Source organism: Tessaracoccus lubricantis, assembly GCF_039544535.1.
Classification (GTDB): Bacteria; Actinomycetota; Actinomycetes; order Propionibacteriales; family Propionibacteriaceae; genus Arachnia; species Arachnia lubricantis.
The window spans coordinates 50636-76069 of record NZ_BAABLV010000031.1; the positions used below are offsets into that span (position 1 = coordinate 50636).

Below are 25434 nucleotides of genomic sequence, written 5' to 3' on the forward strand. Positions count from 1 at the left end.
AGCCTTCGACCGCGGGGAGTCCGTGTCCCCACGGGTGTGCGCAGATGAGTAGGCTTGATGCCGTGACAAACGCGCATGACCACCCCAAGCGGGATGAGCGCGCGATCACGCGCCTGGCCATGGCCCACGACGCGTCGCACTTCCTGCTGACGCCCACCGCCGTCGTCACGCCCACCAGTGTCGAGGATGTCTCCGACCTCATGGCCGAGGCCTCGTTCCTCCGCCAGCCCATCACGTTCCGGTCCGGTGGCACCAGCCTCTGCGGCCAGGCCGTGACCGACGGCGTGCTGGTCGACGTGCGCCGGCACTTCCGCGGCATCGAGGTCCTCGACGGCGGTGAACGGGTCCGTGCGGGCGCCGGGGCCACGCTCGCCGCCGTCAACGCGCGGTTGGCGCCGTACGGCCGCCGCCTGGGGCCAGACCCCACCAGCGCCGTGGCCTGCACCATCGGCGGCATCATCGCCAACAACTCCAGCGGCATGCTGGCCGGCAACGAGCAGACGGCCTACCACACCGTCGAATCGATGGTGTTCGTGCTGCCCAGCGGCCGCATCGTCGACACCGCGGACCCGGGCGCCGACATCACGCTGCGGCTCGAGGAGACCAAGCTCGTCGGCGGGCTCCACATGCTGCGCAACCGGCTGCGCACCAACCCCACCGCCATCGCCGACATCAACCGGCTGTTCAGCATCAAGAACACCATGGGCTACGGCATCAACGCACTGCTGGAGTTCCACCGGCCGGTCGACATCATCCCCCACCTTCTCGTGGGCTCCGAGGGCACGCTCGGCTTCGTGGCGGAGGCGACGTTCCGCACCGTGCCGCGGCAGAGCCACTCCGCCGCCGCGCTGGCGGTGTTCCCGGACCTCGACGCCGCGGCCACCGCTGCGCAGGGGCTCGTGGCGCACGGGTTCGAGGCCATCGAGCTGATGGACGTGGCGGCGCTGCGGGTGGTGCGGGACCAGCCCACCGCGCCGCCGATCATCCGCGACGCCGACCTCACCACGCAGGCCGTGCTGCTCGTCGAACTGCACGACACCTCGGCCGAGACCCTGGCCGAGCGCGTGGCACGGGCCGAGGCGGCGCTCAGCGAACTCAACGCCGTCGACGTCGTCGAACTCACCACGGACCCTGAGGAACGCAACGCCCTCATCGAGCTGCGCCGCGGGCTCTACGCCCTGGTCGCCGGCGCACGGGCATCGGGCACCACCACGCTGCTGGAGGACCTCAGCCTGCCGCTGGAGAGGTTCGCGGACATGTGCAAGGCGCTGGACCGCCTGTTCGACAAGCACGGCTACGGCATCGACAACGTGCCGCTGTTCGCGCACGCGCGCGACGGGAACATCCACTTCCTGCTCAGCGAGCGCTTCGACCAGCCCGCCGGGCTGCTGCGGTACCGCAAGTTCACCCGCGAACTGGTGCGCGAGGTGCTGCGCCGCGGCGGCGTCCTGAAGGCCGAGCACGGCACCGGGCGGGCCATGGCCCCGTTCGTCCAGGCGCAGTACGGCGACGAGCTGTACGAGGTGATGCGCGAGATCAAGCACCTCTTCGACCCCGCAGGCGTGATGAACCCGGGCGTGATCATCTCCGACGACCCCGACGAGCACCTGCGCAACCTCAAGCTGATGCCCACCATCGAGCCCGAGGTCGACAACTGCATCGAGTGCGGCTACTGCGAATCTGTGTGCCCGTCGCGGGACCTGACCGTCACGCCGCGCCAACGCATCGTGCTCAGACGCGAGCTCGCCGCCCGCCAGTCGGACCACGCGCTGCTCGACCAGATCACCGATGACTACCTCTACGCCGCAATCGAGACCTGCGCGGTCGACGGCATGTGCTCGGTGGCGTGCCCGCTGGGCATCAACACCGGCGATCTCGTGCGCCGCCAACGCACCGAGCTGGCCCAGGGCGTCGAGAAGACGGCGTGGACGTCGGCCGCCAGGCACTGGGGGCTGGCCACCCGCATGGGGTCAGCCGCGCTCACCATGGCCAAGAGCAGCACCCCGCTGGCCGTGGCGGTGAGCAACGCGGGGCGACGACGGCTCGGCGACGAGGCCGTCCCCGGCTACGACGAGGACCTGCCCCGCGGTGCGGGCCTCAAGCGCCGGCCACTTCGTCGACGAGACCGCGGCCGCATCTACGGCGTCGCCGCCTACTTCCCCAGCTGCGTCCAGACCGTGCTCGCGCCCGCCGGGCAGGGCACGTTCCACGCGTTCCGCGACGTCTCCAACCGCGCCGACGTGTCGGTCTCGCTCATCGACGCCACCGACCTGTGCTGCGGCGCCCCCTGGAAGGCCAAGGGCCTCACCGAGGGCTACGACATCATGACCGCCAAGACCCTCAGGGGCATCGACGTGCACGGCCCCGACGGCGCGCGCCTCCCCATCGTGATGGACGCCTCCAGCTGCACGCTGGCGCTGCGGGAGATGGCCGAGGGTCGCGGCATCGAGATCCTCGACCTGGTGCAGTTCGCCGCCGAGCACCTGCTGCCGCACCTGGCGGTCACGCACCCGTTTGAGTCCATCGCGGTGCACCCCACGTGCGCCTCCACCCGGATGGACATCAACGACCACCTGCTCACCATCGCCCGCGCGATCAGCAAGGACGTCGTGGTGCCGGACAGCTGGGCCTGCTGCGGCTGGGCGGGCGACCGGGGGGTGTTGCACCCCGAGCTGACGGAGTCGGCGACGCGGGAGATGGCCGAGGAACTCGCCGGCCGGCAGTTCGCCGCCTACGCCTCGACGAACCGGACCTGCGAGCTGGCCATGAGCCGGGCCACCGGGCAGACCTACCGCCACATCATCGAACTGCTGGCCGAGGCCACGCGGCCTGGGTGAGCCGCGCTCAGGAGGCGGCAGAGATGAGTTCGGTCAGGCCGAGGTCGCGCGACTCGGGCGTGAAGCCCAGCCGCACCACCACCAGGTTCCGGCTGGGCACCACGTACAGCCGCTGGCCGTCGTGGCCCTGCGCGAAGAACATGTCCTCCGGGAGGTCGGGGTAGGCCAAGGTGCCGTCGCCGCGCAGGTTCGTCCACCACGACGACGCGTAACCCGCCTCCTCCGTCGCGTACTCCCCCGGGTCAGCCGACGTCAACGGCACGACGGTGGTGGACTCCTCCACCCACCCCTCCGGCAGGAGGCGCACACCGTCGACGACGCCGTCGTCCAGCACGAACTGGCCGATCCTGGCCCAGTCGCGCGGCGTCGCCGACAGGTACGAACTGCACACCGGGGTGCCCGTCGCGTCCGGCTCCAGCACCGCCGACGTCAGGCCCAGCGGCGCGAACAGCTGGTCGCGCGGCATGGCGGGGCCTCCACCGAGGCGGTCCGCCAGCACGGAGCACAGCAGCGTCGTGGACCCGGACGAGTACTGCTGGAACGTGCCCGGCTCGTGCGCCGCGGGGCGGCCGGCCACGTAGCCCGCCATGTCGTCGACGTTGAACAGCATCTGCGTGATGGGCGTGCCCAGGTCGTAATCCTCGTCCCACGACAGGCCGCTGGTCATCCGCAGCAGGTGGTCGACGGTGATCCCGGCCCGCTCGTCGGTCCACTCCGGGCGGAGGTTGGCGTCGTCAACCGCCACCGCACCCTGCATGACGGCCCGCCCGGCCAGCAGGTTGGCCACGGACTTCGTCATCGACCACCCCAGCTGCGGCGTGTTGGAGGTGAAACCGTCGGCGTAGCGTTCGCCCACGATGACCCCGTCGCGCACCACCACGATGCCGCGAGTGCCCAGCGCCTCGGCCTCGTCGTCGGGCAGGTGGTCGCCGAACGCCCGGCCGATCGCCTCGTCCAGGGCGCGGTCCGGTACCGGCTCCTCCGTCAGCAGCTTCTGGCTGGGCACCGCATCGGGCACGGGGAACCTCGGCGGCCTCGGCGACAACGTGCACCCGAGGCCCTCGCTGTAGAACGCGGTCTGCCCTGCGAAGAGCCCGAGCACGTTGACGTAGGCGTGGCTGCCGGTCTTGAACTGCGTCAGGTACGGCACGAGGGGGTTGGGCGGAAGATCCTCCGAGGCGTCGGTGCGGCCCGCGATCTCCGTGACCGCACACAGGCTGTGCGCGGCATAGCCGGTGCCCGTGCGCAGCAGCGGACGCACGTACAGGTACCCGGCCACCGCGGCGACGAGGAGCACCGCCAGCACCACGCACAGCGCCACCACCCAGCGGGGGCGGCCGGCGGCCACCTTCGTCGCCACTCAGTCGCCCAGGTTGGTGCCGACCCCGCGCGCCGCCCGGATCCACTCGTGGTCCACGGGCACGGTCTTCAGGGTGCCGGCCACATCCTCCAGCGGCACCGGCACCGCCGCCCCGCCCTGGGAGGCGACGGTGACGCCGAAGGTCCCCTCGGCCACCAGGTCGGCTCCCGCGGAGCCCAGCAGGGTGCCGAGGACACGGTCGTTGGCGTCCGGGATGCCGCCGCGCTGGACGTAGCCCAGGATCGTGACCCGAGACTCCAGGCCCGTGACCTGCTCCAGCGACTCGGCCACCTTGAAGGCGTTGTCGCGGTGCTCGGCGATGACCGCGTCGCGGTGCTTGGTGGCCGCAGCCTTCGCCTCGGGGGTCGACGCGTGCTTGCGCAGCACCTCCGCCGCGGCCAGGTCCGCGGCGTCCTGCTCGTTGCGGGCGCCCTCGGCCAGCGCGATGACGGAGAAGTTGCGCCCCGAGCTGGCCCTGCGGTTGACCGACTCGGCCACCGACTCGATCGAGTACGGGATCTCCGGGATGAGGATCACGTCGGCACCACCCGCGATGCCAGCGCCGAGCGCCAGCCAGCCGGCCTTGTGGCCCATGATCTCCACGACGATCACGCGGTGGTGGGAGTGGGCCGTCGAGTGCAGGCGGTCCACCGCCTCCGTCGCGATGCCCAGCGCCGTGGAGAAGCCGAAGCTGGTGTCGGTGTGCGCGATGTCGTTGTCGATGGTCTTGGGCAGGTGGATGACGTTGAGCCCGGCGTCGGCCAGCCGCTTGGCGTTCTTGGCGGTGCCTCCGCCGCCGATGCACACGATGGCGTCGAGCTCGTTCTTCTCGTAGTTCTCGACGATCGCGGGCGTCATGTCGCGCACCTCGCCGTCGACCACCATCTTGTGCGGCTTGTCGCGCGAGGTGCCCAGGATGGTCCCGCCGACGGTGAGGATGCCGGACAGGGTGTCGGAGTCGAGCACCTGGAAGTTGTTCTCGACGAGGCCCTTGAGCCCGGAGCGGAACCCGAGCAGTTCCATCCCGTGGTGCCCGATCGCCGCCTTGCCGAAGCCGCGGATGGCCGCGTTGAGCCCCGGTGGGTCGCCGCCTGCCGTCAGAATGCCGATGCGCTTCATGTGCCCACCCTAGAGGGGCACGGGCGGCGAGGTGGCAGGTTCGACGCCGTGCCCCCGGCATCCGTGGCATCCCTGAGCCGACCCGGGACGCGGCCCACCCGGCACGGCAACCGCGGGCCGAGCACCTACAGTGGTGTCATGTCGATCGAACAGAACCGCCTGCACGAACTGCGGTGCGCGGACCAGGACCGCGAGCTGGTGGCGCAGCTGCTCAACAACGCCTACGCCGACGGGCGCCTCACGTTCGACGAACACGCAGACCGCATCGCCAAGGCCTACGACGCCAAGACGTTCGGCGACCTCAACCCCCTCACCACCGACCTCGTCGCGCCGCAGCCGCAGCCCGTCGTCGAGCCATACTCCGCTCCGACGCCCGCGCCGTCGCCCAGCCCCATGCCGGTGCCGGCCCAGTTCGCCGCACCGCCCGCGGTGCCGGGGATCGACGCCTTCACCGGCGGCAACGCCGTGCTGTCGACGTTCCGGCCGGGCCAACTGCACACCGTCGCCTCCAACGTGACGATCAACGCCTGGCTCGGCGAGGCCCGGATCGACCTGGTGGGCGCCGCGTTCGAGAGCCGCGACACCACCATCAACGTCGGCGGCCTGATGGGCGAGATCAACATCCGCGTGCCGGAGGGGGTCGCCGTCGACGTGTCCCGGCTGAACATGGTGATGGGCGAGTCGAAGGTCGACGGCACCGTCCACCATCCCGACGGCATCAGGGTTCGCCTGGTGGGCACGTTCATCATGGGCGAGGTCAAGGTGCTCGGCCCCGACACCTCCCGCCTGCGCAAGTACCAGAGGTTCACGCGTTGACCGACATCCTGTTCGCCCCGCCCGGCGTCCCCTGGCAGCGGCTGTCCCCCAACTACCTGCGCCAGAAGCTCATCCTGATCCCGCTGGGGTGGATGTTCTTCTTCGGCCTGCTCGCGGTGCCCGTGTTCCTGTGGGGCTTCCCGTGGATGAAGTGGGCGCTGGTGGCGGTGGCGGTCGTGACCGTCGCGTGGCGGATGCTGCGCGCGCCACGGGTGTTCCGACGGTGGGGCTATGCCGAGCGCGACGAGGACGTCTACCTCACCCACGGCCTGTGGATCCGCAGCCTGCAGTGCGTGCCCTACGGCCGGATGCAGCTGGTGCAGGTGCAGTCGGGGCCGCTCGACCGCCTGTTCGGGCTGGCGACCGTCCAGATGATCACCTCGTCGACCAGCGGCACCGTGACCATCCCGGGCCTCCCCGCGGCTGACGCGGCAGCGCTGCGCGACCGGCTGATTGCCCGGGGCGAGCAGCAGCAGGCCGGGATCTGATGACCCACGGGCCCGACTTCCTGCCGCCCATGCCACCGCCTGACCCGGCGGAACGCGTCCCCGCGGCGGCTCCGCCGGTCGAGGACCCGGACCCCGGACTGCTGAGCCCTGCGGGCCAGTGGGGCGAGCCCCTCGACGCGCCGGAGGCCCCCGCCCAGAAGGTCATCGAACGGCCCCACCCCCTCACGGGCCTGGCGCGCGGCGGCATCGCGCTCGTCGCCGGCGGCTACTTCATCGTCCGCGAGGTCATCGAGGGCACGTCGAACTTCAGCAGCAGCGCCCTGTTCATCGGCGGCATCCTCCTCCTCGTGGCGCTGGTCGCGGGCATCTCGGGCATCTTCACGTGGCGCACCACGACGTTCATCGCCGACGACGACGAGTTCCGCGTCGAGAGACGGTTCCTGTCCCAGACCTCCACCAAGGTCGACTACACCAAGGTGCAGTCGGTCGAGGTCTCCCAGCCGCTCATCGCACGGCTCATGGGGCTGGCGAAGGTGCACATCGACGTCGGCGGTGCGGGCGGCGTCGACCTGGCCTTCCTCTCACAGACGCGTGCCGAGTCGATGCGCGAGCACCTCGTCACCCGCATGCGCCACGCCCGCACGCCCGTGCCCGCGCCCACCGCCGACGGTGGCCCCGTCGCCGACGTACCCCCGCAGCCGGCGCCGCCTGCGGAGGAGGAGCTGGTGGTGGCCGTGCCCACCGCGAACCTGCTGCTCGGTGCGCTCGTCTCGCTCGGCACCGCGGGCGCGATGATCGGCGGCGCCGTCCTGGTGATCATCGCCATCGTCGCGCAGACGCCCGTGACCATGCTGGCGGCCGCGGTGGCCATCGGCGGGTGGGTCTGGAACCAGACGGGACGCAACTGGAACTTCCGCATGACGCGCAGCGACGGCGCCCTGCGCATGACGCGCGGCCTCCTCAGCACCACCACGCAGGGGCTGCGGCCCGGCCGCATCCAGGGCGTGGCCATCAGGCAGGACCTCCTGCAGCGGGCCACCGGGCTCTACCAGATGACGGTCACGGTGCTGGGCTACGGCGACCCCACCGGGGACGAGAACCGCCAGACCAACGCCGTCGTCCTGCCCTACGGCACGTGGGCCGAGGTGCTCACCGTCCTGGGCGCCATCTGGCCCGAGGTCGACCTCGCCGAGGTGGAGCCGCACCCGCAGCCGGCCCGGGCCCGCTGGCTCACGCCGTTCAACTTCAGCTCGCACACGTGGGGCATCGGCGAGCACGTCGTCGTCACCCAGCACGGGCTCATCGAGCGCGTGGTCACGATCGTGCCGCACCGCCGGATGCAGTCGGCGAGCATCCACCAGGGCCCGCTGCAGCGGCGGCTGGGGCTCGCGCGCATCAACGTGCACACCACCGACGGCCCGGTGAACCAGCGGCTCCACCACCTGGACGAGGCGGACGCGCGCCGCGTCTTCGAGGAGCAGCTGGCCCGGGCCCGGGCCGCCCGCGCCGCCGGCTGAGCCCCGCCACGTTTCCCCGATCCCCCGTATTTGATCGTGCCAAGCTCCGCTACGCTTGGGCCCCATGAGCATCATCCTCGGCATCGACGTCGGCGGCTCCGGCATCAAGGGCGCCCCCGTCGACCTCGCAGCAGGCGACTTCCTGGTGGACCGCAAGCGCATCCCCACCCCGGAGAAGTCCACTCCGAAGAACGTCGCCGCCGTGATGGCGGAGATCATCGAGGAGTTCAAGGGCCAGATCGGTGACGGCCCCGTGGGCATCACCATCCCGGCCCCCGTGGTGCACGGACGCATCCCGTTCATCGCCAACCTCGACCAGAAGTGGGCGGGCCTCAAGGCCGACGAGTACCTCGAGGACAAGCTCGGCCGCAAGATCACGCTGGTCAACGACGCCGACGCCGCCGGCCTTGCGGAAGTGCACTTCGGCGCCGCCAAGGGCCACCCGGGCCTGGTCATCCTGACCACGCTCGGCACGGGCATCGGCACCGCGATCATCTACCGGGGCGTGCTCATCCCCAACGCCGAACTCGGCCACATCGAGATGATGGGCAAGGACGCCGAGACCCAGGCCGCGTCATCGATCAAGGACAAGGAAGGCCTGTCCTACGAGGTGTGGGCCGAGGAACGGCTGCAGCCGTACTACTCTCGCCTCGAGATGCTGCTGTCCCCCGACCTGTTCGTCGTGGGCGGCGGCGTGAGCCGCGACTGGGACAAGTTCGGGACGCTGCTCAAGCTCAACACCGAGATCATCCCCGCGAAGCTGCGCAACCGCGCCGGCATCATCGGCGCGGCCATCGCGGCGCAGGACGCCGTCGAGAACCCGGACCTGCTGGCCCAGCCCCACTGAGCCCTAGGACTCGGTGTGGCCCTTGCCCAACGGATCCGGGCCGGGGATGGGGTCTGACGCCTGCTGCGCGCTGGCGATGTCGCGGTTGACGTCGCCAGCCTCGTAGGCCGCGTTGAGCCTGCGGTAGGTGCGGGTGAGGAACGCCAGCGCGGTGATGACGATGCCCCCCAAGCTCACCAGCACGAACACCAGGGCGATGCCGCGGGCGTCGCCGTCACCCAGCAGCCACCCCCATTGCCGACGACCGGCCGGCGACTCCGCGTAGGGGATCAGCCAGAACTCGGCCAGGGGCCCGATCACGAACGCGCTGATGGGGGCCGCCGAGACCTCCACGGCCTGCGCGAAGCCGAAGACCCGGCCCTGCTTCGCCAGGGGCACCAACTGTTGCAGCAGCGTCTGCTCCGCGCCCTCGATGAACGGCATGAGGGCCATGTAGACCACCATGCCGGCCACCAAGAGCACGACGGAGTCGCGGATGGTGAACGCGCCACCGACGACCCACATGCCCATGCAGGCGAGCAGGAGCGACCGGAGCGGCAGCCGGCCCAGGCCCTTCCTGGCGATGATGGCGCCACCGATGAGGAACCCGAACCCGGACAGGCCGAAGAGGATGCCCCACCACTCCACCGAGACCAGTTCCAGGCCGTACGGGTCCAGCAGCCCCATGAAGACGCCGCCGAGGAAGTTGTTGAACGTGGTGAACAGGATCAGCCCGATCAGCCCCGGGACGGCGGCGATGGCCAGCCAGGCGCCCTTGAAGTCGACCCCCTTGGGCGCGCCCTCGGCGTGCACGATCTCGGGCTCCGGGATCCGCAGGGGCAGCAGGTGCACCAGCGACAGGAGCACGATGGCCAGCGAGATGATGAGCGTCCAGAACAGGCCCAACTGGCCGATGGCCAGGCCGGAGAAGATGCCGGTGACCATCATCGTCATGCCGTTGACGGTGCCGACGAGCCCGTTGGCGTTGGCGCGCTTCTCCGACGGCACGAGGATGGTCACGCAGGTCGACAGCGCGATGGAGCGTGCGCTGGCCAGCAGCGCGCCGCCCAGGATCAGCCCGCAGAAGATCCAGAACCAGGGCTTGGCCAGATCCGTGAGCTGGTCCGGCGGGACCGTCAGGTAGATGGCGAGGGCCATCAGGAACAGCGCGGCGGTGCCCACCGCCGAGGCCACCATCACGTGGTGCTTGTGGTGCCTGTCCACCAACGTGCCGAACGGCACGCCCATGACCGCCATGCCCAGCATGTAGGCGCCGCCGAGGAACGACGTGGCGAGCACCGACCGTGTCTCGAGGTAGGCCCAGAACGTGATGCCGAACCAGATGAACGCGGTGCCCAACATGGCCGCTGCGGTGTTGCCGAGGACGTGCCCGAACGTGTGTCGTTTCGCCGCTGTGCGTGAATTCACGTTGGCGAACCTAACATGCCGTGCAAGTCAGGTGAAGGGGCTGGCGCAGTGGTGCGTCGAGCCGCTTGGCGTCACATGCGCTCTGGCGCGTCGATGCCCAGGAGGTCGAGGCCCTTCGCCAACACCTGCTTGGTGGCCGCGCACAGCGCGAGGCGCGAGGCGCGGACGTCGCCCTCCGACTTCAGCACCGGGCACGCCTCGTAGAACGAGGCGAGCGCGCCCGCAAGGTCGTAGAGGTAGCCGCAGAGCTTGTGGGGCTGCAGGTGGTGCGCCACGTCGTCGACGACCTCGCCGAACCCGCTCAGCAGCAGGGCGAGCTGCTGCTCGGCCGGCTCCTCCAGCACCGTGACGGATCCCCAGTGGATGCCCTCGGCCTCGGCCTTGCGCAGGATCTGGTTGACGCGGGCGTGGGCGTACTGCAGGTAGGGGCCGGTGTCGCCGGTGGTCTGCACCATGCGCTCCGCGTCGAAGGTGTAGTCCTTCTGCAGGCCGTTGGAGAGGTCGGCGTACTTGATGGCCGCCAGCGCGATGTTCGGCGCGGCCACCTCCTCCGCCGCGTCCAGCAGCGAGCCGAGGGTGGCGGCCGAGCCGTCACGGGTCTTGAACGGGCGGCCGTCGGTGCCCAGCACCATGCCGTAGCCCACGTGCTGCGCCGTGACGTCGCCCGGCAGGAAGCCCGCCTTGCGCGCGGCCGCGAACACCTGCGCGAAGTGGCCGGCCTGGCGCAGGTCGGTGACGTAGATGATGCGGTCGGCGTGCAGTTCGCGCACACGGCGACGGATGGCGGCCAGGTCAGTGGTGGCGTAGCCGTAGCCGCCGTCGGACTTGCGCACGATCAACGGCGCCTCGAAGCCCTCGACGAACACGCACAGCGCGCCGTCGTCGACGACCGCGACGCCGCTGTCCTCCAGCTCCTTGACCAGGACGGGGAGGTCGGCGTTGTAGGTGGACTCGCCGGCGAGGTCGTCGTCGGTGAGCTTCACGTTGAGCCGGCGGTAGGCCTCGTTGAACGCGGGCTTCGAGATGTCGACGAGCTGCTGCCAGATGCCGAGCGACTGCTCGTCGCCGCCCTGGAAGCGGGCGACGCGGGCCCGGGCACGCGTGGCAAACTCGGTGTCCTCCTTGAACCGGGCCGCCGCACGCTTGTAGAGGGCGTCGGCCTCGTCGAGGCTGAGCGTGCTGACGTCGAGGCCCTCGTCGAGGACCTCCTCGATGAGCATGCCGAACTGGGTGCCCCAGTCGCCGATGTGGTTCTGCGGGATCACCGTGTGGCCGAGCGCGGACAGCACGCGGTTGAAGCAGTCGCCGATGATCGTGGTGCGCAGGTGCCCGACGTGCATCGTCTTGGCCACGTTCGGCGCGGAGTAGTCGATCACCACGCGCTGCGGGTGGTTGGCGGGGTTGATGCCGCCGTGCGGGTCCTCCAGCAGCGCCGACACGGCCCCCGCGAGCACGTCGGAACGCATCCGGAAGTTGATGAACCCGGGCCCGGCGATCTCCAGCGGCTCGCACAGGTCGTCGACGTCGAGCTTGGCCACGACGTCGGCTGCCACCTCGCGCGGTGGGCGGCCCTGCTCCTTCGCCAGGCGCAACGCGACGTTGGACTGGAAGTGACCGAACTGCGGCTTGGTGGCGGGACGCATCTCGGGGTCGACGCCGGTGACCTCACGGAGGCGGGCGTCCAGGAGCGCGGGGAGAGACTGCATGGGGGCCATTGTTCCACCTGCCGCGAGACAGTCCCAACCGCAAGGTCCTCTGTGCCACTGGAGGGGCAGTTCAGCCCTTGACCCGGATCCGCGGAGGTCGGGTGAAGAAGGGCGCGAGTGTTCACCTTGCGGCGGCGGGCGACGTTCGGTCGTCGCTTCACGGCGTGGACCCTGAACTCGCGCCCTTCATCACCCGTCCTCCGCTTCGATGCCGCGCACGCGACTTGGTTTCATCCGAAACCTTGCGCGGCCTGGTTGCCGGAGCGTCCGACGACGGGGTGTGTCCGCGGCTGATCGAGGAGTCCGGGCAACAGTTACCTGAGCGGGGGCCGGGTCCGCCTCACGCACTTGCACACCCCCGCCGCCGGCCACTCCTTCAACGCCTGGGTGGCCACAGCAGCCGGGCGCAACCCCCAGCAGGCGGAAGGAACCCGCCCCCTCCCCCACGGCGCACCGGGGCTGTTCCAGGACCAACGCGGGCCCGTGCCCCATTCGTCGGGTCACGGTGCTCGTTCCTCGCACGCGCGGCGGCTCAGGTGGCGGCGATGGCGGCACGCTCGATGGCCAGGCCCCGACGGAAGCGCTCCATGAACTGGTTGAAGCCCTCGACGTCTCGGGGGTCGGGGTCCATGGTCGAGACCTCGGCGTCCGCGAAGACCTCGGTGGCCAACCAGTCGGGCAGCGACTCCTCGGAGCCCAGGTAGGCAGCCAGCAACGCCATGCCCCACGCGCCGCCCTCGCCCGCCACCTCGCCGACCGACACCGGCGTGTTCATGGCCGCGGCCAGGAAGCCCTGCGCCACCCCGGCCGTCTTGAACAGCCCACCGTGCGCGAACATCGAGTCCACCTCGACGCCCTCGTCGCCCAACACGTCCATGCCGACGCGCAGCGCGCCGAGCGACGCGAACAGGTGCGTGCGCATGAAGTTGGCCAGCGTGAACGCGCTGGACGGGTGCCGCACGAACAGCGGGCGGCCCTCCTCCATGCCGACGACGTGCTCGCCTGCGACGAAGTTGTACGCCAGCATCCCGCCACCGTCGGGCGTGCCGTCCAGCGCGGAGCGGTACAGCGTCTCGAACAGCGTGGTGGTGTCGACCTCCACCCCGAACGCCGAGAGCGCCTCGCCGAACAGCTGCACCCACGCCGAGAGGTCCAGGGTGCCGTTGTTGCAGTGCGCCATGGCCACGAGGTCGCCCGCCGGAGTGGTGACGAGGTCGATCTCCTCGTGCAGCTCCTTCAGCTCGCGCTCCAGCACCACCATCGCGAAGATCGACGTGCCCGCCGACACGTTCGCCGTGCGCCGGGCGACGGCGTTGGTGGCCACCATGCCCGTGCCCGCGTCGCCCTCGGGCGGGGCCATGGGGCTGCCCGCCTCCAGCGTGCCGGTCGGGTCGAGCAGCCTCGCGCCCTCGTCGGTCAGCGAACCCGCGTCCTGGCCGGCGCTCAGCACCGACGGCAGGATGTCGCGCACCTTCCAGCCGAACCCGTGCCCGGCCACGAGGTCGTCGTACTGGCCGAGCATCTTCTCGTCGTACGTGCCGGTGGCGATGTCGATCGGGAACATGCCGCTCGCGTCACCTACGCCCAGCACCCGCTGGCCGGTCAGCTTCCAGTGCACGTAGCCGGCCAGCGTCGTCAGGAAGTCGATGGAGCCGACGTGGTCCTCACCGCGCAGGATCGCCTGGTGCAGGTGCGCCACGCTCCAGCGCTGCGGGATGTTGTGCTGGAACAGCTGCGTCAGCTCTGCCGCAGCGTCCTGCGTCATGGTGTTCTGCCAGGTGCGGAAGCCGACGAGCTGCTCACCGTCGGCGTCGAAGGCCAGGTAGCCGTGCATCATCGCCGACACGCCCAGCGCGCGGACCCTGCGCAGCTCGATGTCGTACCTCGCACGCACCTCCGCCGCAAGATCCGCAAAAGCCGCCTGGATGCCAGACCAGACGTCATCGAGGCCGTAAGTCCAGATACCGTCCACCAGCGACGACCGCCACTCGTGCCCACCTGTCGCGATCGGCTGTAGATCATCGCCGATCAGCACCGCCTTGATCCTGGTCGAGCCCAACTCGATCCCCAACGATGCCTGTGCGATGTCCTGAACCACAATGTCCTCCTGTAGGTGTCTCTCCATGATGCCGCGTGGCGCGGGCTCCGCGCGTCGAAAGCTGACACAACCCCGCGTTCCCAGTGGGCAGGGAACGCGGGGTCGTCGGGTGTCAGGCGCCGAGGTGCTCGCGGATGAACTGCCGTGCACCCTTTGCGAGCTCCACGTTGTCATCCCACAGGTTGCGCCAGATGGCGAGGTCGTTGCTGAAGGTGGAATGGACGACCTTGCTGGAGAACGACTCGAACGTCACGATGCCGTCGTACTCGACCTCCTTGAGTGCGCCCAGGAACTCCGTCCAGTTGATGGAGCCGGTACCCAACTGGCCGCGGTGAGACTCACCCACGTGTACGTAGCCTAGTTTCCCGGCTGCGGCGGCCTGCCTGATCGCGCCCGCTATCGAGTGCTCCTCGATGTTCATGTGGTAGGTGTCGAGATGGGCAGTGATGTTGTCCCTGCCAATGCTCTTGATGAACTCGAGGGTCTGTGCCGTCGTGTTCATCACGTTGGTCTCATAGCGGTTGCAGAACTCGAGCCCCAGGGAGATGTTGGACTCCTTGGCCTTGTCTGCCAGTTCCGCCAACACCCGACGGGAGTTGTCCAACCCGCGTTCGGTGGCGGGGTGCGAGTACTTCATCAGCGCGCCGTAGATCACGCCACAGAGCATGGTGCCGCCGCAGTCACGCACGAGATTGAGTGCCAGGTGCAGCCGCTCGCGTCCCCGTGCGACGGCGTCGTCGTCCTCGGATGAGATGTCGGTGTCCGGGCCCAGGCCCAGCGACGCCGAACACTCGAGGCCGTACTCCTCGAGGAGCTTTGCGGTGAGGGCGGTGTCGAAGGTCTCGGGGGCGATCGCGGACAGCTCGATGAGGTCGTAGCCGGTCTCGGCCGACTTCGAGATCGCTTCGCGGGCGGCGTCGGCGTTCCAGTCGCCGACCCACACCATGGAGTGAATGCCAATCTTCATTGTTGAAGCCCTTTCGGCTAGTTGTTTGATCCGCTGTAGCGTCGGGTGGTGATGCCGTTGAGGAGCGCGGCTCCGACGAGGACCGCGCCGAGGGCGAACAGCTGCAGCTGGGAACCGGCATTGCCGCTGAAGGCGAGCAGGATGCCTGCATTCAGCCAAGTGATGAGAAGTGCTGCGAGTAAGACACCCATCACGGTGCCGATGCCGCCCATGATCGCGACACCGCCGAGCACTGCCATGGTGATGGCCGGCAGTGCCATGCCATTGCCGGAGACGCCCTGGTCCGGGCGTGCCGAGGCGAACTGGGACGCCGTCACCACTGCCACCAGCCCGGATATGGCGCCTGCTCCGACGTAGGCCAGCATGCGCACGAGCTTGGTGTTGATGCCCGCCCACATTGCGGCGGTGTCGTTGGTGCCGATGGCGTACAGCTCACGTCCGTAGGTGGTCTTCGCAGTGACGAACCACACGATGAGCACCGTCGGGATCATGAACAGGAACACTCCCAGTGGTACCAACGGCAGGTACTGACCGATCAGTGGTAGTTCCACAGCGCGGGAGAGCCCGTACAGGTCCTGCAGTGGCGGGGTGTTGATGGGCTGCTGGTTGTTGATGACCAGGGAGATCGACCACATCGCGTAATAGGTCGCGAGCGTCACAATCAGCGGCGGGTAGCCCAGGTAGGCCACCAGGAAACCGTTGAACATGCCGAACAACGCCCCACACACCACCGTGGCCAGTATCGAAACCAGCAGCGGCCAACCCCAGATGCCGTACATGAAGCCGAACAACATCCCCGCCAGTGACACGATGGCACCTACGCTGAGATCGATACCACCGTTGCCGGACACGATGACCAACAGCTGCGCCAGCGCCAGCATCGTGAGCGGCACGAGGTTGATCATCGACGACGCCAGGTAGTCGGAGTTGTAGCCCTCGGGTATGACCCCCGTGGCGCTGAGCGCGGTGAAGATCCCGACCACCAGCACGAGCAGCACCAACAGCAGCACCGTGCGATTGGTCAGAAGGAGGCGCACGAAGTCAACCCTTGGGGTCGTCCTCGTTTCAGTTGCAGTGCTCATAGCCGTGCCTTCCTGCGCCGTTCGCGGATCAGGTCAGCGCCGACCGCAATGATGATGAAGATGCCGACGAAGAGGTTGGACAACTGCGACGGCCAGCCAAGCTGCGTCACACCCGTCGCCACCGTCTGTACCAGCAGTGCTCCCAGCACCGCTCCGAAGACGGAGCCCCGGCCACCCATGACGGAGGTGCCTCCGATGACCGTCGCCGCGATCGTCATGAGTTCCTGCCCCCTGCCGACGCTCTGGTCAAGCGTCGACGTACCACCGGCGATGGTGATGCCCGCGGCCAGGCCGACAAGCAGGCCCATCACCACGTAGGCGATGAACATCCGCCAACGCACATTGACACCGGCCAGCGAAGCGGCATGCGGGTCATCGCCGATCGCGTAGAAGTGGCGTCCACCGGGCCAGTGCCGCAGGTAGATCCAAGCCAGCGTCACCAGCACCAGCATGATGATGAATGCAATGGGTACCCCCGCGATCCGTCCTTCGGCACCGGGGCCGAGGATCCCGCGACTCGCCGGGAGCCCGTTGACCGTCTTCGAATCGAAGATCTTCAGTCCGACGAATTGGAAGAGGTTGGCGGTGCCGAACGTGATGATGATGGCGGGCACTCTTCCGTAGCTGATGAGCAGCCCGTTGACGGCACCGAGTACCGCGCCCAACCCCATGGAGACCAGGAGCGCCAGCCAGAAGTTCATCCCGGCCTCGGCAATCAGTTTTCCGAGGGTGACGCTGCAGACCATCAGGATGGCGGCGATTGAGATGTCGATGCCCGCCGTCACCATGATGATGGTCATCCCGATGGCCATGATCCCGACCGGCGCCAGCCGCCACAGCAGCGACTGGATGCTGTACGGCTCCAGGAACCCGGGCGTCGCGAAGGCCAGGATGATCCACAACAGCGCGATGACGCCGATGAGGATGAACTCCTGCCCCGTGATGGCCGGGGGAAGGACCCGCTCGCGGCTGCGCGCACGCGAGGCAGTAGCTGTCGCAGTGGCCGTCATGAATGTGTCCCCTCAGCTAGTTCTGCTTGGTCCTCTGCGCTGAGTTCGCCGGAGGCTGCGGCGAGGACCCTCGCTTGGCTCACCCCACGGGAGAACTCGGTGAATGTCGTGCCGTTACGGATCACGATGAGCCTGTCGGCGATCCGGAGGGCTTCCATCAGGTCTGAGGTGGCGACCAGCACCGCGGTGCCCTCGTCGCACACCTCGTCAATGAGCTTGTGGATCTCATCCTTCGCGCCGATGTCGACGCCCTGGCTTGGTTCGGCGAGCACCAGGACCTCGGGCCGGTTCACCAACTGTCGGGCGAGGACGACCTTCTGGGCATTGCCACCGGACAACGCGGAGATCTTCTGCTCCTGACTTGGTGTCTTGATGGACAAGGCCTTGATCAGGTTGTCGGCGGTCGTCCTCTCCTTGGCGCGGTTCATCATGACCCCGAGGCTGCGGAACAGGTGCAGGGATCCAACGGAGATGTTGAAGTTGATCGGTTGGAAGGAGAACATGCCCTCCTTCTTGCGGTTCGCGGGCAGCATCGCCAGGCCCGCCCTTTGCGCCTCCGAGGCAGAACGGGGACGGAAGCGTCTACCGAGCAGTTCCATCGAGCCGGAGGTGACGGACTGCATGCCGTAGGTGGCGCCCGCGATCTCCGCGACGCCGGATCCCACCAGGCCGTAGAGGACAACGACCTCGCCTCCGCGGACCTCGAACGACACATCGTGGAATCGTCTCCCCGATCCCAGGTGGTGGAGGGCGAGTTTGACCTCGCCGGTCGAGTCGGCGTCGCGCGTCGATGCCGAACCGGCGAACTCACCTCCCACCATGAGGTCGGCAAGGGCCCCGACGCTGAGGTGCTCGATGTCGAACGTGCCCAGGGTCTCGCCATCGCGCATGACGGTGACGACGTCGCAGATCTCGAACAGTTCGTCGAGTCGGTGGGTGATGTAGATGATGGACACGCCTTCAGCGGCCAGCCGACGCACCGCGGTGAAGAGGTTGTCGATCTCCGCGTCAGTGAGGATCGCCGAGGGCTCGTCGAGGATCAGGATCTTGGCCTCTTCGGCCAAGGCCTTCGCGATCGAGACCTGCTGCTGCTCGGCCGCTGACAGTTCCTCGACCTTGCGCGTGACGAAGCTCTCGGGCAGGCCGAAGGCGGCCAGGAGATCGACGACTTCCTTCTTCTGGGCTGCCCAGTCGATGCGGGCGCCCTGCGTCTTCTCCCTGCCAAGGAAGATGTTCTCCCCGACCGTGAGCTGTCCGAACAGTTGCGCTTCCTGGTAGACGGTGGCGATGCCCATGTTCAAGGCCTCTGCCGCCGATCGGACCTGGACCGGTTCTCCATCCATCTCGAAGGTGCCCGTATCGGCATATTCGGCGCCGGCGATGATCTTGATCATCGTCGACTTCCCGGCGCCGTTCTCTCCGACCACCGCGTGGACCTCACCCGGCATGAGGGTGAAATCAGCACTCCGGATGGCGCGAACGCCCCCGTAACGCTTGGACACGCCGGTCAACGAAAGGCGCGGTGTGCCTTCCACCGTTCGTTGCGGTGGCAATGCTGCTGCCATCAGTCCTCCTCCTGGCTAGTGCTGGTCCTGGGGCGCAGCGCTGCGCCCCAGGACCAGATGGCCTGCAGATCAGTAGTCGAACTGGCCTGCGTTGTCCTTGGTCAGCACGAGCGGCGGCCCGAGGATGAGTTCCTTCGTGTCCTCGCGGAACTCGACGTCCTTGATGTCGTCACTGACCTGGTTGACGGCCTCGAAGGGCTTGCCCTGGAACAGCTGCGCGCCGGCCCATGCGGTCAGGTAGCCGAGGTTCTCGACGTCCCACAGGATGGAGCCGGAGGAAGAGCCGTCCTCGAGGTAAGGCAGCATCGCCTGCGGGGTACCCACGCCGACGGTGAAGACCTCGCCGATCTTGCCGGCGTCACGAACGGCCTGGGCAACGCCGGGGGCCGAGGTCGTGCACTGGCCGATGATGCCCTTGAGGTCGGGATTCGCGTTCATCAGATCCGTGGCCATCTGTGCGGCGCGGTTCTGGTCCTCGCCCGCGTAGACGGTCGGCAGCAGTTCGATCTCCGGGTACTTCGTCTTGAACGTCTCCTCCTCGATCTTGATCCACGAGTTGAGGTTCTCCGCGGTCTCGCCGCAGGAGACGATGACTGCCTTGCCCGCTTCGCCCATGGCCGCGGCCAGCGTGTCTGCGGTGTACTCGCCGATGCCCTGCCCGGTCGCCTGCTCCACGAAGACCTCACGCACCGAGTTCGGTGCATCGGTATCCGAGGTGCCGACCTTGATGCCTGCGTCCTTGGCCTCCTGGAGGATGGGGGCCAAGGAGTCAGGATCGTTCGGGGCGACGATGAGCACGTCGACCTTCTTCTGGATCATCGAGCGCACGATGTCGGCCTGCGCTGCGGGATCTGCCGTCGTCGGTCCCTGGTACTCCCAGGTGAGCCCGGGGATGTCCGCCTCGGCGGCCTTGCCCCCGGTGTTCATCGCCTCGAAGTACGGGATGCCCTGGATCTTGGGGACGAAGGCGACGGTGAATTCCGCGCCCTCCTCGCCGCCTGCAGCGGTCGTCTCGTCGCCGGCAGCGGCGGACGTGGCAGGCGCCGCGGTGTCTTCTGGGGTTTCTGCATTGCGCGTGGTGCACGCGCTGGCGAACAGGAGCGTGGACGCGGCTGCTGCCGCAATCAAGCTCTTGAATACCTTGGACATGATTCTCCTTGGTTGGGATGGGTGGGTGGGTCAGTCGTTGGAACGGGGACTGGACGGCCAACTCCCGGTGTCAACATAGACACCGAGGTCTCGCCATCGTTCGACTTGCGCGGCCGGGGCCTCGCCGTCGGTGATCAGACCGGTCACCCGCTGTGCGGGTAACCAGACGTGGTACGAGGTGGCGCCGAACTTCGACGAATCCACCAGTGCGTACAGCCTGTTGCAGCGCGGGGTGAGCGCCCGCTTCGAATCGGCCTCCTCCATGGAGATCTCAGCGAGCCCTTCCTCGTAGCTGGCACCGTGGGCGCCGAAGAAACCCATGTCGATGCGATCGTTGACACCATCGACGTGGATCAGGGTCGTCGCCCTCGAAGACCGCCGCAGCTGCCCTCCGAGAAGGAAGACGGTCGCTGACGATCCGTCGAGCAGGAGACTGGCGGTGGCCAACGAGTAGGTGATCACCGTCAGGTCACGGAGTTCCAGGAGTTCCCGGGCCAAGTAGTGGCAGGTCGACGAGGAGTCCAGCGCGATGGTGTCGCCACTGTGAACCAAGCGCGCCGCCCGCCGGGCGATGTCTCGCTTGTGCTCGGCAGCGTCCATGAGCCGGAACGGGAAAGAGCCTTCATCCTTCAACGTGGTGCGCGTCGCGCCACCGTGGATCCGGGTGAGCAACCCTCTTCGTTCGAGCGCGTCGAGGTCCTTGCGAATGGTCACGGTGGACACCCCGAACTCTCGTGCCAGGTCGGCCACCGTGGCCCTGCCGAGACGCTCGAGAGCGCGGTGGATGGACTCCCGCCGCTCTGCTTCGTCCGGCCGCACCATGTCCGCATCTCCATCGACACCACAGGAGCTCCGTCGTTGGATCTCCCACTACGGCACAGCCTAAGACGGGCCGGACGAACGTGAAACCCGTCGAAAGGAAGGGAAAGCCGCGTGCTTTCGAATTTCATGCAGGGAACAGAATTTCACGCTCACAGGCCCCTATTGGCGAAACATAACGATTGGATAACGCGTGGCATTGAAACGTTAAAATCCATCCTGCGTTCGAAACTACCCGAAACTTGGGCGCCCAACTCGGGCACGGCTTCGATGTGTGGCTAATCTGTGAGCCATGCGCATTTCTGTGATCGGCTGCGGTTACCTCGGAGCGGTGCACGCGGCCTGCATGGCCGAACTGGGCCACGACGTGGTGGGCCTCGACGTCGACGAGGCGAAGGTCCGCAAGCTGTCACAGGGCGTCGCGCCGTTCCACGAGCCCGGCCTGCCGGAACTGCTCGCCAGGCACGTAGCCTCCGGCCGGCTGCGCTTCACCACGGACCCCACGCAGATCGCCGACGCGCAGATCCACTTCATCGGCGTGGGCACCCCCCAGCTGCAGGGGCGCCTCGGGGCCGACATGACCTACGTCCACCAGGCCGTCGACACCATCCTCGAGCACGCCGTCGCCCCCCAGGACGGCCGCCCCGTGCTGGTGGCCGGCAAGTCGACGGTGCCGGTGGGCACCGCCGAGGGCATCGCCGCCCGGCTCGCCGAGTCCGGCAGGGACATCATCCTGGCGTGGAACCCCGAGTTCCTGCGGGAAGGCTACGCAGTCGGCGACACCCTCACGCCGGACCGCATCGTGTACGGCCTCTGCGAGGACCGGGCCGTCGGCAACCGGGCCAAGGAGCTGCTGGACGAGTGCTACGCCACGCAGCTGGCGGCCGACACGCCGCTGATCCTCGCGAACTACCCCACGGCCGAGTTGGTGAAGGTGGCCGCCAACAGCTTCCTCGCCACGAAGATCTCGTTCATCAACGCCATGGCGGAGCTGTGCGACGCCACCGGCGGCGACGTCACGCGCCTGGCTGAGGCCATCGGCCACGACGACCGCATCGGCCGCAAGTTCCTGCAGGCCGGCATCGGCTTCGGGGGCGGCTGCCTGCCCAAGGACATCCGGGCGTTCATGGCCCGCGCGGGCGAGCTCGGCGTCGACGAGGCCCTGACGTTCCTGCGGGAGGTCGACACCATCAACCTGCGCCGCCGCGACCACGCCGTCAACCTCGCCGAGGAGGCCGTCGGCGGGCGGCTCGTCGGGAAGAAGATCGCGGTGCTGGGCATCACGTTCAAGCCCGACACCGACGACCTGCGCGACTCCCCCGCGCTCGACATCGCCGGCCGCCTCTGGGCCCGCGGCGCCGAACTGGCAATCGTCGACCCCGCCGCCTCCCACACGCTCCGCGAACGCCGGCCGGACCTCAACGTGCCCGAGACCGTCGAGGAGGCCGTCACGGGCGCCGACGTCGTCATGCTGCTGACCCCGTGGCGCGAGTACGTGCGCCTCGACCCGTCGTCGCTCATCTCGCTGGTGAACTCCCCCAACGTGATCGACGGCCGCAACGTGCTCGACCCGCACGAGTGGGCCGACGCGGGCTGGACGTACTACGGCATGGGCCGGGGCGTGTCCGCCTGGTGACCCGACGACGGGTCAGCCCAGGTGGAAGCGCTCCGCCTTCTCGATCGGGCCGGTGACGAGGATCTCGTCGTCTGCCGACAGGATCGAATCGCCTGACACGTCGACCCAGCGTCCGTCGGGACGCTTCGAGGCGATGACGGTCACTCCGAACTTGGAACGCACGTGCACCTCGCGCAGCGGCTGCCCGAGCACGGAGGCCGGCGGGGTGGTGCGCACCAGGGCATAGCCACCGCCCAGGTCGATGTAGTCCTTCAGCTGGGCGCGCACCTGGTGCGCCACCCGCACGCCGCTCTCCCGCTCCGGGTGGACGACGTGGTGGACCCCGATCTGGCTCAGGATGCGGCCGTGCGCATCGGAGACGGCCTTGGCCCACACGTGCCGCACGCCGAAGCCCATCAGCAGCGAGCTGGTGAGCAGGCTGCCCTCGATGGAGTCGCCGATGGCCACGACGGCGTGCGTGGCCTCGTGCACGCCCAGCTGCCGCAGCACCTCCTCGTTGGTGGCGTCGGCTTGGACGGCGTGGGTGATCTTGCCGTTGAACTGTTGGACGAGTTCCTCGTTGCGGTCGATGGCCAGCACGTCGGCGCCGTCGGCCATGAGCTCCAGGGCGAGCGACTGCCCGAACCGGCCGAGGCCAATGATGACGATGCTGTCGACGAGCGACGCATGGCCGGGCTTCTTGAGGGGGCGCAGGTTAACCAATGATCGGCCTTTCCTTGGGGAGTTCGTACAGCCTCTTGCGGTGGCGCAGGGCCAGCGCGGAGGCGAACGTGATGGGGCCGAGACGGCCCAGGTACATGAGCACGCAGAGGATCAGCTGCGAGAGCACGTCGAGGTCTGCGGTGATGCCGGTGGACAGGCCCACCGTCGCAAAGGCGGAGATTACCTCGAACAGCACGGGGTCGAGGTCGAAGGGGCTCAACACCATCAGGGCCATGGTGGCCAGCACCACCAGGGCGACGGCGAGCAGGGCCACCGAGATGGCCTGGCGGTGCACGGCGCGCGACAGCCGCTTGCCGAACACGTGCACGGCGGTGTCACCGCGCACCTCGGTCCAGATGATGAAGAACAACACGGCGAACGTGGTCACCTTGATGCCGCCGCCGGTGCCTGCGGGGCCGGTACCGATGAACATCATCACGTCCATCCCCAGCAGCGTCACCTCGTGCAGCGCCCCGATGTCGATGGAGTTGAACCCGGCGGTGCGGGTCTGCACCGAGTGGAAGAACCCGGCGAGCAGCTTGTCCTGCCACGCCAGCGGCCCGAGCGTGCCGGGGTTGGTCCACTCAAGGGCGGTGATGAACACGGTGCCGCCCACCAGCAGGACGATGGTCATCACGATCACGATGCGCGTGTTCATGCTCCAGGCCAGCAGGTTGCCGTGGTGGCGCCACAACTGCTGCAGGACGGGGAAGCCCAGGCCGCCCAGGATGGTGGCACCGGCCATCGGCAGGCTGATCCACGGATCGTCGACGAAGCCCATCATGTTGTCGGGGAAGAGCGCGAAGCCCGCGTTGTTGAACGACGACACCGCGTGGAACAGGCCGCGCCACGCCGCGTCGGGGAGGCTGAAGCCGTGGCCGAGCCAGAACCGCAGCGTCAGCAGCAGCGCGGTGACGGCCTCGATGACGAGCGTGGTCTTCACGATGCCGCCCAGCACGTGCTGCACGCCGCCCGGGCCCTCGGTGTGCGCCTCCGTGGCGGCCGTGAGCCTGGAACGCAGCGACATCTTGCCCAGCACGCTGAAGCCGATCAGCGTGGCCAGCGTCATGACCCCGTAGCCACCCACCTGCATCAACGCGAGGATGACCGTCTGGCCGAACGGCGTCCAGTAGGACCCAGGGTCCACGATGTTGAGGCCCGTGACGCAGATCGCGGACGTGGCGGTGAAGATCGCCTCCATGAGCGAGGCGCCGCCCTCGCCGCGCTTGGCGATCGGCAGCATGAGGAGGCCTATCCCACCCCAGGCCGCCGTCGTGAAGGCGACGAAGATGGCCCGCACCGGGGAGAGCCGCCGAAGAGCATCGAGCACGGCGACACACTAGTCCTCTGCGGGTCACCCCACCATGGGCAGGTTCAGCTGAACCGCACGATGTTGTTGAACACGTAGTCGGTCTTGGCGGTGAACGTGTAGCCGCCGCCCGCCTTCGGGGTGGCGGAGATGACCGGGGTCTGGATGTAGGAGCGGCAGCCATTGCGGCCGGTGGCCGCGGTGTCGCACTCGGTGCGCCACTTGCGGCCGTTGATCACGTGGTCTCCCTTGGTGGCCAGCGGGTTGCCCACCCACAGGCTGCGGGCCGACGGCTGGTAGGTGAGGTTGTTGAAGGCCCAGCCGGTGCTGCGCTGGTAGTTGCCGGACTTGTAGGAGATGACGGTGGCCCAGATGTCGGTGCGGCAGCGCTCGGTGCGCGAGTACGGCTCGCAGGCCACCTTCCAGAGGCGGTTGTTGTAGGCGTAGGTGCCGTCCTTGGAGTAGACATCGTCGGCCTTGGCCGGGTTCACGGCCTGGATGTTCTGCTGCACCGCCGTCTGCCACTGGGCGCCCGACTCGTAGGCCGTGCCCGCGTCGACGAGCGGCTCGCGGTAGAAGTTCACCGCGGCGTAGATCTCGGATTCGACGCGCACCAGGCCGACGGCGATGTGGGTGTAGGACGCCTCAAGGATGTTCGCGCGGTGGCTCTCCGAGGCCATCCAGTCGTCCATCATGGTCTGCACCGGATTGGCGTAGCCCACGTTCCAGCCGACGTTCTCGCCCCAGGCGAGCGCGCCGTTCCAGCGGAAGTCGTCGTTGTGGGAGATCTTGCCGGCCTTCTGCATGGAGATGGCCCACTCCTGCGCGATGGTGGCGGCCACCTTCGGCACGAACTTGAGGGGCTTGAGGTCCTTGGACGCGCGGATCGCGTTGTGCGCGTCCACCATGGCGGCGATGTCCACGACGTTGGCCTTCTGCGACGCCTCGTCTGCGGCGGCCGGCTGGGCGACCAGCCCCGCCAGCGTGACGGCGGCGATGAACATCAGGGCGAACAGTCTCTTCACGGGGTGCACCTTCC

20 protein-coding genes are annotated in these 25434 nt (G+C 68.4%); 6 read left to right on the plus strand and 14 right to left on the minus strand.

Features of this window, described 5'->3' with window-relative positions:
• Positions 1-62 precede the first annotated feature (62 nt).
• The gene (locus ABEA30_RS09690; protein WP_345582274.1) at positions 63-2837 is read left to right on the plus strand and encodes an FAD-binding and (Fe-S)-binding domain-containing protein; all 2775 of its coding nucleotides are present in this window, start codon (positions 63-65) and stop codon (positions 2835-2837) included.
• 7 nt (positions 2838-2844) lie between these two features.
• Here ABEA30_RS09690 and ABEA30_RS09695 read toward each other — a convergent pair whose 3' ends face one another.
• Complete coding sequence (locus ABEA30_RS09695; protein ID WP_345582276.1) at positions 2845-4197, minus strand: serine hydrolase domain-containing protein; 1353 nt, start codon at positions 4195-4197, stop codon at positions 2845-2847.
• Positions 4198-5316 carry a 6-phosphofructokinase gene (locus tag ABEA30_RS09700; RefSeq protein WP_345582278.1) on the minus strand — a complete coding sequence of 373 codons (1119 nt, stop codon included), beginning with the start codon at positions 5314-5316 and terminating at the stop codon, positions 4198-4200.
• A 138-nt stretch (positions 5317-5454) separates the two neighbouring features.
• On the opposite strand from ABEA30_RS09700, the gene ABEA30_RS09705 reads away from it, so the two are divergent.
• The 4 genes from ABEA30_RS09705 (at position 5455) to ppgK (ending at position 8945) form a co-directional block, all read left to right on the plus strand.
• Positions 5455-6132 (plus strand): DUF1707 SHOCT-like domain-containing protein, encoded by a 678-nt coding sequence (locus ABEA30_RS09705; RefSeq protein WP_345582280.1) that lies wholly within the window; start codon positions 5455-5457, stop codon positions 6130-6132.
• Entirely contained in the window at positions 6129-6620 is a 492-nt protein-coding gene (locus tag ABEA30_RS09710; protein WP_345582282.1) for a PH domain-containing protein, read from the plus strand. Before ABEA30_RS09705 ends, ABEA30_RS09710 begins: the two co-directional genes overlap by 4 nt.
• A complete protein-coding gene (locus ABEA30_RS09715) occupies positions 6620-8098 on the plus strand; it encodes a PH domain-containing protein (RefSeq protein ID WP_345582284.1) in 1479 nt (492 codons plus the stop codon). The genes ABEA30_RS09710 and ABEA30_RS09715 overlap by 1 nt, the downstream gene beginning before the upstream one ends.
• Positions 8099-8162: 64 nt before the next feature.
• Positions 8163-8945, plus strand: coding sequence for a polyphosphate--glucose phosphotransferase (gene ppgK / locus ABEA30_RS09720; protein ID WP_345582286.1), 783 nt, complete (start codon positions 8163-8165; stop codon positions 8943-8945).
• 3 nt (positions 8946-8948) lie between these two features.
• Here the strand turns inward: ppgK and ABEA30_RS09725 are convergent, their stop codons facing one another.
• The 9 genes from ABEA30_RS09725 to ABEA30_RS09765 form a co-directional block, all read right to left on the minus strand.
• Positions 8949-10352 carry an MFS transporter gene (locus ABEA30_RS09725; protein WP_345582288.1) on the minus strand — a complete coding sequence of 468 codons (1404 nt, stop codon included), beginning with the start codon at positions 10350-10352 and terminating at the stop codon, positions 8949-8951.
• Positions 10353-10423: 71 nt separating this feature from the next.
• Complete coding sequence (gene argS / locus ABEA30_RS09730) at positions 10424-12058, minus strand: arginine--tRNA ligase (protein ID WP_386084766.1); 1635 nt, start codon at positions 12056-12058, stop codon at positions 10424-10426.
• Between the two features lie 532 nt (positions 12059-12590).
• Positions 12591-14156, minus strand: a complete 1566-nt coding sequence (locus tag ABEA30_RS09735; protein ID WP_345582290.1) for a xylulokinase — start codon at positions 14154-14156, stop codon at positions 12591-12593.
• 112 nt (positions 14157-14268) lie between these two features.
• Positions 14269-15123: a sugar phosphate isomerase/epimerase family protein gene (locus ABEA30_RS09740; RefSeq protein WP_345582292.1), complete on the minus strand. Its 855-nt coding sequence runs from the start codon at positions 15121-15123 to the stop codon at positions 14269-14271.
• 17 nt (positions 15124-15140) lie between these two features.
• The gene (locus tag ABEA30_RS09745; RefSeq protein WP_345582294.1) at positions 15141-16160 is read right to left on the minus strand and encodes an ABC transporter permease; all 1020 of its coding nucleotides are present in this window, start codon (positions 16158-16160) and stop codon (positions 15141-15143) included.
• Positions 16161-16201: 41 nt separating this feature from the next.
• Positions 16202-17215, minus strand: a complete 1014-nt coding sequence (locus ABEA30_RS09750) for an ABC transporter permease (protein WP_345582296.1) — start codon at positions 17213-17215, stop codon at positions 16202-16204.
• Positions 17212-18717: a sugar ABC transporter ATP-binding protein gene (locus ABEA30_RS09755; RefSeq protein ID WP_345582298.1), complete on the minus strand. Its 1506-nt coding sequence runs from the start codon at positions 18715-18717 to the stop codon at positions 17212-17214. Before ABEA30_RS09755 ends, ABEA30_RS09750 begins: the two co-directional genes overlap by 4 nt.
• A gap of 132 nt (positions 18718-18849) precedes the next feature.
• Positions 18850-19929, minus strand: coding sequence for an autoinducer 2 ABC transporter substrate-binding protein (locus ABEA30_RS09760; RefSeq protein WP_345582300.1), 1080 nt, complete (start codon positions 19927-19929; stop codon positions 18850-18852).
• Between the two features lie 30 nt (positions 19930-19959).
• Complete coding sequence (locus tag ABEA30_RS09765) at positions 19960-20751, minus strand: DeoR/GlpR family DNA-binding transcription regulator (RefSeq protein ID WP_345582302.1); 792 nt, start codon at positions 20749-20751, stop codon at positions 19960-19962.
• A 289-nt stretch (positions 20752-21040) separates the two neighbouring features.
• Between ABEA30_RS09765 and ABEA30_RS09770 the strand changes: the two genes are divergently transcribed.
• Entirely contained in the window at positions 21041-22384 is a 1344-nt protein-coding gene (locus ABEA30_RS09770) for a UDP-glucose dehydrogenase family protein (RefSeq protein WP_345582304.1), read from the plus strand.
• A gap of 12 nt (positions 22385-22396) precedes the next feature.
• Here ABEA30_RS09770 and ABEA30_RS09775 read toward each other — a convergent pair whose 3' ends face one another.
• The 3 genes from ABEA30_RS09775 to ABEA30_RS09785 are packed head-to-tail and all read right to left on the minus strand — an operon-like array spanning position 22397 to position 25420.
• Complete coding sequence (locus tag ABEA30_RS09775) at positions 22397-23086, minus strand: potassium channel family protein (protein WP_345582306.1); 690 nt, start codon at positions 23084-23086, stop codon at positions 22397-22399.
• Positions 23079-24416: a TrkH family potassium uptake protein gene (locus tag ABEA30_RS09780; RefSeq protein ID WP_345582308.1), complete on the minus strand. Its 1338-nt coding sequence runs from the start codon at positions 24414-24416 to the stop codon at positions 23079-23081. Before ABEA30_RS09780 ends, ABEA30_RS09775 begins: the two co-directional genes overlap by 8 nt.
• A gap of 44 nt (positions 24417-24460) precedes the next feature.
• Positions 24461-25420 carry a CAP domain-containing protein gene (locus ABEA30_RS09785; protein ID WP_345582310.1) on the minus strand — a complete coding sequence of 320 codons (960 nt, stop codon included), beginning with the start codon at positions 25418-25420 and terminating at the stop codon, positions 24461-24463.
• Between the last annotated feature and the right edge of the window lie 14 nt (positions 25421-25434).

Bases quoted from the DNA above. Each gene is read 5' to 3' on its own strand.
- ABEA30_RS09705 (WP_345582280.1), top strand. From the start codon at position 5,455: ATGTCGATCGAACAGAACCGCCTGCACGAACTGCGGTGCGCGGACCAG.
- argS (WP_386084766.1), bottom strand. From the start codon at position 12,058: ATGCAGTCTCTCCCCGCGCTCCTGGACGCCCGCCTCCGTGAGGTCACC.
- ABEA30_RS09750 (WP_345582296.1), bottom strand. From the start codon at position 17,215: ATGACGGCCACTGCGACAGCTACTGCCTCGCGTGCGCGCAGCCGCGAG.
- ABEA30_RS09765 (WP_345582302.1), bottom strand. From the start codon at position 20,751: ATGGTGCGGCCGGACGAAGCAGAGCGGCGGGAGTCCATCCACCGCGCT.
- ABEA30_RS09740 (WP_345582292.1), bottom strand. From the start codon at position 15,123: ATGAAGATTGGCATTCACTCCATGGTGTGGGTCGGCGACTGGAACGCC.
- ABEA30_RS09770 (WP_345582304.1), top strand. From the start codon at position 21,041: ATGCGCATTTCTGTGATCGGCTGCGGTTACCTCGGAGCGGTGCACGCG.
- ABEA30_RS09760 (WP_345582300.1), bottom strand. From the start codon at position 19,929: ATGTCCAAGGTATTCAAGAGCTTGATTGCGGCAGCAGCCGCGTCCACG.
- ppgK (WP_345582286.1), top strand. From the start codon at position 8,163: ATGAGCATCATCCTCGGCATCGACGTCGGCGGCTCCGGCATCAAGGGC.
- ABEA30_RS09715 (WP_345582284.1), top strand. From the start codon at position 6,620: ATGACCCACGGGCCCGACTTCCTGCCGCCCATGCCACCGCCTGACCCG.
- ABEA30_RS09700 (WP_345582278.1), bottom strand. From the start codon at position 5,316: ATGAAGCGCATCGGCATTCTGACGGCAGGCGGCGACCCACCGGGGCTC.